The following is an 11,191-nucleotide window of genomic DNA, read 5'->3' on the forward strand; positions in this document are numbered from 1 at the left end:
GCAATGCGAGCCGGCCCGCTCAGCCCGCGAGCACGGGACGCATGCCGCTCACCTTCAGCTTCGTGTCCGGCGCGCGGCCCTTGCGCGCGCGCTTGCCGACGTGCGGCTCCAGCGCGCCGCCCGCGAGCCGTTCCTCGCCGGCCTTGCCGCCGCGGCCGGTACCGAGCAGCAGGACGCCCGCCTTGTTGATCGCGAGCGCCTGCACGAGCTTCTCGTTGTCGTCGAGCGCCATCAGCGTGACGCCGCGTCCGCCGCCCGCCAGCGTCTTCATCTCGTCGAGGCCGAACACCAGCAGCCGCCCGCCGCCGGACAGGCACGCGACCTGCGTTGCGTCCGGCAGCATCGGCATCGGCGCGAGCGGCGTCTCGCCCGCGTCGATCGTCATGAACGACTTGCCCGCCTTCACGCGGCTCACCATGTCGCCGATCTTCGCGACGAAACCGAAACCGTTGCTCGACGCAAGCAGCAGCGCCTGGTCGGCCGGCGCGGCGAAGTAGTGCAACAGATGCGAGCCCGCTTCGAGTTCGATCAGCGACGTGACCGGCACGCCGTCGCCGCGCCCGCCCGGCAGCAGCGCCACCGCGACCGAATACACGCGGCCGTTGCTGCCCCACGCGATCAGCGTGTCCGGCGTGCGGCACTGGAACACGCCATAGAGCCCGTCGCCCGCCTTGAACATGAAGCCGGCCGGATCGAGCCCGTGGCCCTTCAGCGCGCGCACCCAGCCCTTCTGCGACACGACCACCGTCACCGGCTCGTCGACGACGCGCACTTCGAACGTCGCGCGCTTCTCCTGCTGGATCAGCGTGCGGCGCTCGTCGCCGTACTGCTTCGCGTCCGCCTCGATCTCACGGATCATCAGCCGCTTCATCGACGACTCGTTCGCGAGCAGTTCTTCGAGTTTCGCCTTCTCGTCGCGCAGTTCTTCGAGTTCCTTCTCGATCTTGATCTTTTCGAGCCGCGCCAGCTGACGCAGCCGGATTTCGAGAATGTCCTCGGCCTGGCGCTCCGAGAGGCCAAACGCGGACATCAGCGCGGCCTTCGGCTCGTCGGCCTCGCGAATGATGCGGATCACCTCGTCGATGTTCAGGAAGACGATCATCCGCCCTTCGAGGATGTGGATGCGGTCGTCCACCTTCGTCAGCCGATGCTGCGTGCGGCGCGTGAGCGTCGCGAAGCGGAACCCGACCCACTCCTGCAGGATCTCGCCGATCCCCTTCTGGCGCGGACGCCCGTCCGCGCCGATCATCACGAGGTTCAGCGGCGCGTTCGATTCGAGGCTCGTGTTCGCGAGCAGCGACGTGACGAACTCGGTCTGGTCGATGCGGCTCGTCTTCGGCTCGAACACGAGGCGCACCGGCGCGTCCTTGCCGGACTCGTCGCGCACCGTGTCGAGCAGCGCGAGCATCGACTGCTTCGTCTGCAGCTGTTCCGGCGTCAGCGTCTTCTTGCCGAGCTTGATCTTCGGGTTCGTCAGTTCCTCGATCTCCTCGAGCACCTTCTGGCCCGACGTGTTCGGCGGCAGTTCGGTGATCACCAGTTGCCACTGGCCGCGCGCCATCTCCTCGATCTTCCAGCGCGCGCGCACCTTCAGGCTGCCGCGCCCGGTCTCGTACGCGGCGGCGATCTCCGCCTCGCTCGAAATGATCTGGCCGCCGCCCGGGAAGTCCGGCCCGGGAACCTTCTCCATCAGTTCCGCGTGCGACATGCGCGGATTGCGGATCAGCGCGACCGCCGCCGCCGCGACTTCGCGCAGGTTGTGCGACGGGATCTCGGTCGCGAGGCCGACCGCGATGCCCGATGCGCCGTTCAGCAGCAGCATCGGCAGCCGCGCGGGCAGCGTGCGCGGCTCCTCGAACGAGCCGTCGTAGTTCGGCATGAAATCAACCGTGCCCATGTTGATTTCGTCGAGCAGCAGCTTCGCGATCGGCGTGAGGCGCGCTTCGGTGTAGCGCATCGCCGCCGCGCCGTCGCCGTCGCGCGAGCCGAAGTTGCCCTGGCCGTCGATCAGCGGATAACGCATCGAGAAGTCCTGCGCGAGCCGCACCAGCGCGTCGTACGCGGACTGGTCGCCGTGCGGGTGATACTTGCCGAGCACGTCGCCGACGACGCGCGCGGACTTCACCGGCTTCGCGTTGTCGGACAGGCCCATCTCGTTCATCGCGAACAGGATGCGGCGCTGCACCGGCTTCTGGCCGTCGCAGACGTCCGGCAGCGCGCGGCCCTTCACCACGCTCACCGCGTAGTCGAGATACGCGCGCTCCGCGTAGTGGCCGAGCGTCAGGAAATCGCCGTCGGGCGCGGTGGCCGGTTCGGTGAAAAGATCGTCTTGGTTCATTCAGTCAATCCGTGTGATTCGCGCATGAGATGGCGTGGCGGGAGCGGGTGCGCCGCGCCGTCAGATGTCCGCTTCGACCTCGTTGCCCTTCTCTTCGAGCCAGCTGCGGCGCGACGCCGCCTCGCCCTTGCCCATCAGCATCGTCATCCGCGCGACGGTCGCATCGAAGTCGAGGTCGCCCAGCGCGATCGGCGACAGCCGCCGCGTATCCGGGTTCATCGTCGTGTCCCACAACTGCTCGGCGCTCATTTCGCCGAGGCCCTTGAAGCGGCTGATCGTCCATTGCGTGTCGCGCACGCCGTCCTTGCGCAGCTTGTCGAGAATCGCGTCGAGTTCGCCCTCGTCGAGCGCGTACAGCTTCTGCGCGGGCTTCTTGCCGCGCGCGGGCGCATCGACGCGAAAGAGCGGCGGCCGCGCGACGTGCACGTGACCGCGCTCGATCAGTTGCGGGAAGTGCTTGAAGAACAGCGTGAGCAGCAACACCTGGATGTGCGAGCCGTCCACGTCGGCATCGGACAGGATGCAGATCTTGCCGTAGCGCAGGTTCGTCAGGTCGATCGTTTCGTCGGGGCCGTGCGGATCGACGCCGATCGCCACCGAGATGTCGTGCACCTCGTTGTTCGCGAACAGGCGGTCGCGCTCGGTCTCCCACGTGTTCAGCACCTTGCCGCGCAGCGGCAGGATCGCCTGGTATTCCTTGTCGCGGCCCATCTTCGCGGAGCCGCCCGCCGAATCGCCTTCGACGAGGAACAGTTCGTTGCGCCCGATTTCCGTCGATTCGCAGTCGGTCAGCTTGCCGGGCAGCACCGCGACGCCGGAACTCTTGCGCTTCTCGACCTTCTGGCCCGCGCGCGTGCGCGCCTGCGCCTGCTTGATGACGAGGTCCGCGAGCTTCTTGCCGTGCTCGACGTGCTGGTTCAGCCACAATTCGAGCGCGGGCCGCGCGAACGACGAGACGAGCTTCACCGCGTCGCGGCTGTTCAGCCGCTCCTTGATCTGCCCCTGGAACTGCGGGTCGAGCACCTTCGCGGACAGCACGAACGACACGCGCGCGAACACGTCTTCCGCGAGCAGCTTCACGCCCTTCGGCTGAAGGTTGTGCAACTCGACGAAACTCTTCACCGCCTGGAAGAGGCCGTCGCGCAGGCCGGACTCGTGCGTGCCGCCGGCGGGCGTCGGAATCAGGTTCACGTACGACTCGCGCGTAAGCGAGCCTTCCTCGCTCCACGCGACGACCCAGGCGGCGCCCTCGCCTTCCGCGAACGTCGTGTCGTCGCCCGCGCGCGAGTTGTCCGCGTAACGCTCGCCTTCGAACAGCGGAATCAGCAGATCGCTGCCGCCCATCCCTTCGAGCAGGTAACCGCGCAGGCCGTCTTCGTACTTCCAGCTCTGGCGCTCGCCGGTCTTTTCGTTGATCAGTTCGACTTCGACGCCCGGCAGCAGCACCGCCTTCGAGCGCAGCAGACGCTGGAGTTCGCCGAGCGGCAGGTTCGGCGAGTCGAAATACTTCGGATCGGGCCACGCGGTCACGCGCGTGCCGGTTTTTTTCTCGTCGCGCGCGGCGTTGCGCGTCTGCAGCTGCTTCGCGACGTCGCCGTGCGCGAAGCCGACCTCCGCGACCTTGCCGTCGCGCCACACCGTGACGTCGAGCCGCGTGGACAGCGCGTTCGTCACCGACACGCCGACGCCGTGCAGGCCGCCCGAGAACGTGTACGCGCCGCCGGCGGCCTTGTCGAACTTGCCGCCCGCGTGCAGCCGCGTGAACACGATCTCGACGACCGGCACGCGTTCTTCCGGATGCAGGCCGAACGGAATGCCGCGACCGTCGTCCTCGACCGACACCGACTGGTCCGCGTGCAGCGTGACCGTGATGCGGCGGCCGTAGCCGCCGAGCGCCTCGTCGGACGCGTTGTCGATGACTTCCTGGATGATGTGCAGCGGATTCTCGGTGCGCGTGTACATGCCCGGCCGTTGCCGGACGGGCTCAAGGCCCTTGAGCACCTTGATCGACGCTTCGCTATACGCAGCGTTGGACTTCTTCGTAGACATGGCGGATCCGGTCCGTCGGTTTCGACGCGCTTTCCACAGACGCTGTGGACAGCCGCGTGGAAACGCGTCGAGTTTTCAAAAAGGGCGAAACGAAACAACAGGGTGCGCGGGTCCGCCCGCCGCATGGGCAGGCGCCGCGCATATTCGCGAGGTATTGTACTGATTTGCTCGCGCGCGGCAATTTGCAGGAGGGGGAGTGGCTGACCGGATAGGGGGATGGGCCGGTTAGTCTAGCAGCAGGCGCTTCAGTTCGTTGAAAAAGGAGGCGGTTGTGTAGCCCCACAGTTCCGGGTCGAAGTCGGATCCGAAATCGCGCTCGAACCCAGCATCGAGGTCGTGGGGATGTTCCGCGGTGAATGAATCCAGTTCGACCGGGAGATTCCGATATTCGGGGCAGTCGTTTCTATAGCTGGAGACGACTTCCTGCACGGTGTTTCCGAACAGATCGAAATCCTGCCCGAAATACACGCCGAAGATCAGTCCCATCTGAGGGTAACGCTCCGCCGGCATCGTTTCCCCGTCCTCGATCAGCAGACGCCTTATGTCGGCGAGAAACGCAACCGCCGTGCAGCCCCATGATGCCGGATCGACAACCGGTCCAAAATCTCGTTTGAACGCAGGCTCCAGATCAGCGCGATGCTGCTCCATGTACGCGTCGATTTCGCGAGCCATCTCCCGATGCTGGTCGCGCCGGCTTTCTCTTCGGTAGCAGGAAACGATTTGCGGAAGCGATTTTTCGATCAGACCAGATTCGCGGCCCCAATACGCCTCCAGAAAATTTTCCAGCACCCAGTCATGATCCGATGACATCGTTCGCCCTCATTCGAGGTAAGCCGTCACGACATAGTGCGGCATATCGTTGTGCGATTCGAACTTCAGTACGACTTTTACCCTGTTCATTCGCTTGAGCTTTCCTTCTTTTCGCACGATTCCGTAGCCGATATTGCCTGCAATCCGTTGCATCAGCGTAAGAGGCGCGCGCCGGCCAGGACCATGCGCCCACGCCTGAATGCCTTGGGCATGGATCTGAAGCACCCTGGATATCGCCCATTCGGCCTGTTCGAGATTGACGAACGAGGACACCGCGCGGATGTCGGGTTCGTGCATCAATCTTTCCCGCAACTGCGCCTCCGTCCGCCCAACATGCTTCGCAATGGTATGCCCGCCGACCCGACTTCCCGCCCTCGCCTCATGCATCTCCAGGCGGATGCGGCCCATCGTGACCTGTGCGGCGCGTGCGGCCTTCAGCGAGCCCGCAAAGCCGAACGGTACGGCGATATCGATCGACAAGCCGATGTTGTCCGCCATCGCAGGATCGACGTTCAGCACCTCGGCCAGCTTCGTCGTGCCCTGACGGGTCAGCGTGGCCGTGTCCAGCCCGGTCCAGATTTGCCGCAAGCCCGCGGCCACCGTATCCGAGCCGTGCGCCCCGAACGCGACGCAGCCGATCTTGCTCGCCATCGTCGGTTCCGGCATCACGCACAGCACGCCTGCCCCCACCATTTCCAGCACGCCGCCCACGACCTGTAGCCCGCCCCATAGCTGGTTCGAAAGCATTTCGGTCCGGCTGATCGATTCGCGAGCCAGCACCGCCGCCTTTATCCGCCTGCGCCATACGAAAATCCCTGTCTGTTCGTTCGGGATTTCGATGCTGGCAGACAGGCCCGGCGGTACGGAATGGGCGACCGCTGATTCTGGAGTTTTCAGCGCGTGGGCATGCCGGCGGTCGCATTCATGGATCGGGCACGCGAGGCAGGCGGGGAAAAGAGCTTCGGCCGGGCGACGAGGCTCGGGCTCGCTGCGGCGCGCGGCCGCGCGCCGCCCGCACTCGCCGAATGGCACAACGACGCGACGGCCGCAACGAAAGCAGCCGGCACGCCGCGCACACGGCAGCGCCAGCGTTCCGCGGCCGCTTATTTGCTGCCCTTATTTGCCCTTACTTGCGCTTGCTTTCAAGCTCTTCCCAACGTTCGAGCACGACGAGCAGTTCCTCTTCGATCTGCGCATAACGCTCGGACAACCGCGCCCCTTCCTGCGCATCCTTCGCGAACACCGAACCGTCTTCGAGCCGCGCGCCGATCGTCTTCTGCTCCGCTTCGAGCGCCTCGATCTGCGCGGGCAACGCGTCCAGTTCCTTCTGCTCCTTGAACGACAGCTTCGCCGTGCGCTGCGCGTTGCGGCCCGCCGCGCTCTCCTTCGGCGCGCTCGCGGCCGCGCTCTCGCGCGCCGGCGTGCTGCGCGCGTCCGCGATCTGCTGCGCGCGGGCGCTCTGCGTCTGCCAGTCGGTGAAGCCGCCGACGTACTCGCGCCACTGGCCGTCGCCTTCGGCCGCGATCACCGACGTCACCACGTTGTCGAGGAACGCGCGGTCGTGGCTCACCAGCAGCACCGTGCCGTCGTAGTCCGCGAGCAGTTCTTCGAGCAGTTCGAGCGTCGGAATGTCGAGGTCGTTGGTCGGCTCGTCGAGCACCAGCACGTTCGCGGGCCGCGCGAACAGGCGCGCGAGCAGCAGCCGGTTGCGCTCGCCGCCGGACAGCGACTTCACCGGCGAACGCGCGCGCTCCGGCGCGAACAGGAAGTCGCCGAGGTAACTCATCACGTGCTTCTTCGCGCCGCTGATCTCCACCCAGTCGCTGCCGGGGCTGATCGTGTCCGCGAGACTCTTTTCGAGGTCGAGCTGCGCGCGCATCTGGTCGAAGTACGCGACCTGCAGGTTCGTGCCGACCCGCACCGTGCCTTCGTCCGGCTTCAGCTCGCCGAGGATCAGCTTCAGCAGCGTCGTCTTGCCCGCGCCGTTCGGGCCGACGAGGCCGATCTTGTCGCCGCGCATCAGCGTCGCAGAGAAACGGTCGACGACCGCGCGGCCGCCGTAACGCTTCGTCACGTCGGTCAGCTCCGCGACGATCTTGCCGGACTTCTCGCCCTGCGCGACGTCGAGCTTCACGTTGCCCTGCACGTTGCGGCGTTCCGCGCGTTCGCCGCGCATCTGTTCGAGCCGCGCGATGCGGCCGACGCTGCGCGTGCGGCGCGCCTCGACGCCCTTGCGGATCCACACTTCTTCCTGCGCGAGCAGCTTGTCGAACTTCTCGTTCTCGATGCGCTCCACTTCGAGCTGCTGCGCCTTGCGTGTCTGGTACTGCGAGAAATTGCCCGGATACGACAGCAGCCGGCCGCGATCAAGTTCGACGATGCGCGTCGCGACGCGGTCGAGGAACGCGCGGTCGTGCGTGATGAACAGCACGCTCGCGCGCTGCGACACGAGCAGGTCTTCGAGCCAGCGGATGCCTTCGAAGTCGAGGTGGTTGGTCGGCTCGTCGAGCAGCAGCACGTCCGGCTGCAGGACCAGCGCGCGCCCGAGCGCGACGCGCTTCTTCATCCCGCCGGACAGATCGCCGACCCGCGCGTCGCCGTCGAGGCCGATCTGCGCGAGCGTCGTCGCGACGCGGGTGCGCCAGTTCCACGCGTCGGCCGCGTCGAGCGACGATTGCAGCGCGTTCATCCGCGCGAGCAGCGCGTCGTGGTCCGCGCCCTCGGGCGTGTCCGCGAGACGGTGCGCGACCGCGTCGTATTCGTCGAGCAGCGCGCGCGCGCCGGCGAGGCCGGACGCGACCGTGTCGAACACCGACGCGTCCGTATCGAAGTCGGGCTCCTGCGGCACGTAGACCGTCGAGAGATTCTGCTGGCGCGTAACGAGGCCGTCGTCCGGCTTCGCGAGGTCGGCAACGATCGTCAGCAGCGACGACTTGCCCGCGCCGTTGCGGCCGATCAGCCCGACGCGCTCGCCCGCTTCGAGCGAAAAATCCGCGTGATCGAGCAGCGCGACGTGGCCGAACGCGAGCTGCGCGCCGGTGATGGAGTAAAGCGACATGAAAGAGGCGATGCCTGCGTTGGACCTGAAGCGCGCATTGTACCGGTCCGCGCGGGCGGGCATCCGGCGGCCCGCGGCGACGCCGGATGCCGGGCGGCGAGCGTTACATCACATGGTTACTTCACGGGGTTACTTCACGTGGACCGTGACCGTCTGCGCCCAGTCCGGGCCGTCCGAGCGATGCGCGCCGTCCGCGAACTGCGCGGTCAGCGTGTGGTCGCCGGGCGGCAGCGGCACGTCCGCCTCGGTCTGTCCCTTGCCGTAGTGCAGCGACTTGTCGTTCGCGGGTACGACTTCGCCCTTCGGCAGCGGGCCGCTGTCGATCAGCAGATGATGATGGCCGGTGCCGGGCGTCGTGGTGCCGGCGGGCGCGACCGTCATCCCGTCGACGGCGAACTTCACGTGAACCGGGCTGCTGACCGTCGCGCCGTCCTTCGGCTCGACGAACGACACGCCGTCCGCGCGCGCGGCGCCCGCCGCCGCGAAAAGTCCGACGCATGCCGCCGCCGCGAGCCATCGGCGAGAAGTGCTGGGGGTCATCGTGTGCTCCTGGTTGTCGTTCTGGTTGGGCCGGGCGCGCCTCAGTCGATCACGCCCGGCCGCGCGCCGCCGCGACACGTCGTCCATCGGACGCGCGAAAAAAGCATACACCGCCCGTATGACGGCGCGCCGCGAACGCGCGCCGGCGTCCGCCCAGGCGGCACGGAGGATTTCCGGTAACATCGCGGGTCGCGTCGCACCGTCAAACGGGGACGCAACGACGGGTCTGAAGGGTTCGGGACGCCTGGTGCGATCAGCACGACGGGCGCCGGCACAAACGAAGGATGTGAGCTGTGAGTGAAGTGATCGAGTACAAGAGCTGGGTCTGCCTGATCTGCGGGTGGATCTACAACGAAGAAGAAGGGCTGCCGGATGAAGGGATCGCGCCGGGCACGCGCTTCGCGGACATTCCGGACGACTGGCGCTGCCCGCTGTGCGACGTGGGCAAGGCGGAGTTCGCGGTGGTCGAGTTCTAGGCGGGTTCTGGATTTCTGGCGCCGGCGGCGGTTCGCGGCGGTGTCATGCGTTTGCTATACTCTTGGCCCTGCGGCGCGATTCGATCCGATCACGCTGGCGAAGCGGCGCATCGAACGCCGCGCGACGCCGGCCCGGATGCCGAACCGCGACGGCTCCGCGCCATGACGGGTCACTTGGGAAACATGGCGGCTTCGCGGAGCGCGGCTGCGTTCTCGTTGTGGTATGTCTCCCCGTAGTTCAATGGATAGAACAAGTGCCTCCTAAGCGCTAGATGCAGGTTCGATTCCTGCCGGGGGGGCCATCCGCCTCTTTCCTGTCGTCAGCGCGAGAGTTTACGCGCGCACCCATCATCGCGAACTGCTTCGCGACAACATCACTGAAAGCCAGAGCGGTCAGTGCCGGCAGTAGCCGTCGCCGGTTCTTCGACCGGACTTACTCCGCCGGCATTCACCGAATCCGCTAACGCCTGCGTTGCCCGCCACCCGGACGGTGCGCGCGTGCGACGACTTCCAGTTCGCCCAGCTTCGACAACGAATGGCAATGCGCAATCCACGCTGCCGCGAGCAGCAACGCCTGCGTCATTGCGAAGACGGTGACCATCTGAAGATCGGACATGGCTGCCTCCATGAGTGAACGAGCCAAGAGTAGGCGACCAAAACCGGCGTGAAAGTTAACGATTGTTAAAGACGCTCGATTGGCTTTTCGTAGCGTTGCGACGTCGAAAACGTGGCGGTCTCGCGTGGCATCGTGCTAGATCCGGTTCCGCCGCGTGAACGGCGACAGAGTCGCTTCCTTTTCCCCGATGCCATCGCTCAACGGCTGCCCGTCTCATCGCACCGCCGATTCTCGCTGGCCGGAACAGCAATCCTGGCTTCAGTGACTCGACAGCCGCGACCGATTCGACGACCCGCCCGGTCAGCGCCTGACGCATGAAGCCACCACCGCTCCCCCCTGCAACTCCACATACAAAACCACAAGCCACCTGCGCGGACACCGCCGCGCCACCCTCACACCCGAGCGTAACGTCTCGACATACCCCGCATCGCAAGCCGCGCGATACGCGTACTTCGCATCCGACCGTATCCACACGCTCAGCACCGTGCAAAGCGCGAAGCTGAACAGCGTCGTCAACCCGAGCGCGGCGTCCGGATGATTCCGCTGCGCGACGAACGCAAACGCGGTCGTCAGTATCTGGTTCGCGAGCACGACGATGGCGACGATCTTCGTCAGCGCCCTTTTCCGCCCCACCTTCCCGCGTCGCGCAACCGTCGCCGCGCCGCGATTCCTGTCCGCCGTATCCAGCGCCACCCGCTCATCCATCTGTTCCCCCGGCAACCCGCCCCCTCATTGCAGCAACGTCACCGGCGTATGCGTAAGCCGCCGCAGCCGCGCGATCACGCTCCATCGGCGAAAGAACCCGAGCCGGCTCGCGTCGATCACGACAATGTCCGCATGCCCGCGCTCCGCGCACGCGGCGATAACCCGCTCCGGCCGCCCGAACACGCGCTGCCACGTATAAGGCACGCCCGCGTCGTCGAGAATCGCGCGCGTGCGCAGCAGCGCGTCGCGCATCGCGTGCTTCTCGCCGAGCCGCAGTTGCGCGAGCGAACGGAACGCGGCGGTCCGGTCGTCGCCGACGTCGTCGAGCACCTCGACGATCTCCACTTCCGACACGCAGTACTCCGCAAACAGGAATGCGCCATGACGCGCCGCTTCGGGCGCGCCGTCGCGGTCGAGTATCGGTATCAGCAGTTTGAGCACGTGGAACCTCGCTGGGCCGCGCCCGGCCCGATGTTGAAACAGGCGGCCGAAAACCGCCCCTTCGTCTGCGATCAACGTTACCGGACCCGCCCGCAAATTGCCGCAAAGAATCGGCCCGGAAGCGTAAACACCGCATCAACGCACGCACTACCGCATGC

10 protein-coding genes and 1 tRNA gene are annotated in these 11,191 nt (G+C 66.4%); 2 read left to right on the top strand and 9 right to left on the bottom strand.

Going from position 1 to position 11,191, the window contains the following annotated elements:
- Positions 1-19 precede the first annotated feature (19 nt).
- From parC to BLV92_RS13715, 6 genes are all read right to left on the bottom strand, one after another.
- Positions 20-2,338, bottom strand: coding sequence for a DNA topoisomerase IV subunit A (gene parC, locus BLV92_RS13690; RefSeq protein WP_090545713.1), 2,319 nt, complete (start codon positions 2,336-2,338; stop codon positions 20-22).
- Positions 2,339-2,398: 60 nt separating this feature from the next.
- Positions 2,399-4,387: a DNA topoisomerase IV subunit B gene (locus tag BLV92_RS13695; protein ID WP_090545715.1), complete on the bottom strand. Its 1,989-nt coding sequence runs from the start codon at positions 4,385-4,387 to the stop codon at positions 2,399-2,401.
- A 225-nt stretch (positions 4,388-4,612) separates the two neighbouring features.
- Complete coding sequence (locus tag BLV92_RS32075) at positions 4,613-5,197, bottom strand: contact-dependent growth inhibition system immunity protein (protein WP_167627056.1); 585 nt, start codon at positions 5,195-5,197, stop codon at positions 4,613-4,615.
- A gap of 9 nt (positions 5,198-5,206) precedes the next feature.
- Positions 5,207-5,944 (bottom strand): RNase A-like domain-containing protein, encoded by a 738-nt coding sequence (locus tag BLV92_RS13705; RefSeq protein ID WP_167627078.1) that lies wholly within the window; start codon positions 5,942-5,944, stop codon positions 5,207-5,209.
- 379 nt (positions 5,945-6,323) lie between these two features.
- Complete coding sequence (locus BLV92_RS13710) at positions 6,324-8,255, bottom strand: ATP-binding cassette domain-containing protein (RefSeq protein WP_090545716.1); 1,932 nt, start codon at positions 8,253-8,255, stop codon at positions 6,324-6,326.
- A gap of 129 nt (positions 8,256-8,384) precedes the next feature.
- Entirely contained in the window at positions 8,385-8,795 is a 411-nt protein-coding gene (locus BLV92_RS13715; protein ID WP_090547078.1) for a DUF4399 domain-containing protein, read from the bottom strand.
- A gap of 293 nt (positions 8,796-9,088) precedes the next feature.
- On the opposite strand from BLV92_RS13715, the gene BLV92_RS13720 reads away from it, so the two are divergent.
- Together BLV92_RS13720 and BLV92_RS13725 are read left to right on the top strand one after the other, a co-directional pair.
- A complete protein-coding gene (locus tag BLV92_RS13720) occupies positions 9,089-9,271 on the top strand; it encodes a rubredoxin (RefSeq protein WP_090545718.1) in 183 nt (60 codons plus the stop codon).
- Positions 9,272-9,498: 227 nt separating this feature from the next.
- A tRNA-Arg gene (locus BLV92_RS13725) sits at positions 9,499-9,573 on the top strand.
- Between the two features lie 158 nt (positions 9,574-9,731).
- Here the strand turns inward: BLV92_RS13725 and BLV92_RS32080 are convergent.
- The 3 genes from BLV92_RS32080 to BLV92_RS13735 all read right to left on the bottom strand — a co-directional run bounded on the left by BLV92_RS32080 (position 9,732) and on the right by BLV92_RS13735 (position 11,033).
- Entirely contained in the window at positions 9,732-9,887 is a 156-nt protein-coding gene (locus tag BLV92_RS32080; RefSeq protein WP_166676649.1) for a hypothetical protein, read from the bottom strand.
- Between the two features lie 300 nt (positions 9,888-10,187).
- A complete protein-coding gene (locus BLV92_RS13730; protein ID WP_244283795.1) occupies positions 10,188-10,592 on the bottom strand; it encodes a hypothetical protein in 405 nt (134 codons plus the stop codon).
- A 24-nt stretch (positions 10,593-10,616) separates the two neighbouring features.
- A complete protein-coding gene (locus BLV92_RS13735) occupies positions 10,617-11,033 on the bottom strand; it encodes a universal stress protein (RefSeq protein ID WP_090545720.1) in 417 nt (138 codons plus the stop codon).
- Between the last annotated feature and the right edge of the window lie 158 nt (positions 11,034-11,191).

The organism is Paraburkholderia caballeronis, assembly GCF_900104845.1.
GTDB lineage: Bacteria > Pseudomonadota > Gammaproteobacteria > Burkholderiales > Burkholderiaceae > Paraburkholderia > Paraburkholderia caballeronis.

What these genes read in the sequence shown, in the direction of transcription:
- parC (WP_090545713.1), bottom strand. Translation starts at nt 2,338, where the DNA reads ATGAACCAAGACGATCTTTTCACCGAACCGGCCACCGCGCCCGACGGC.
- BLV92_RS32075 (WP_167627056.1), bottom strand. Translation starts at nt 5,197, where the DNA reads ATGTCATCGGATCATGACTGGGTGCTGGAAAATTTTCTGGAGGCGTAT.
- BLV92_RS13710 (WP_090545716.1), bottom strand. Translation starts at nt 8,255, where the DNA reads ATGTCGCTTTACTCCATCACCGGCGCGCAGCTCGCGTTCGGCCACGTC.
- BLV92_RS32080 (WP_166676649.1), bottom strand. Translation starts at nt 9,887, where the DNA reads ATGTCCGATCTTCAGATGGTCACCGTCTTCGCAATGACGCAGGCGTTG.
- BLV92_RS13730 (WP_244283795.1), bottom strand. Translation starts at nt 10,592, where the DNA reads ATGGATGAGCGGGTGGCGCTGGATACGGCGGACAGGAATCGCGGCGCG.
- BLV92_RS13695 (WP_090545715.1), bottom strand. Translation starts at nt 4,387, where the DNA reads ATGTCTACGAAGAAGTCCAACGCTGCGTATAGCGAAGCGTCGATCAAG.
- BLV92_RS13715 (WP_090547078.1), bottom strand. Translation starts at nt 8,795, where the DNA reads ATGACCCCCAGCACTTCTCGCCGATGGCTCGCGGCGGCGGCATGCGTC.
- BLV92_RS13705 (WP_167627078.1), bottom strand. Translation starts at nt 5,944, where the DNA reads ATGCTTTCGAACCAGCTATGGGGCGGGCTACAGGTCGTGGGCGGCGTG.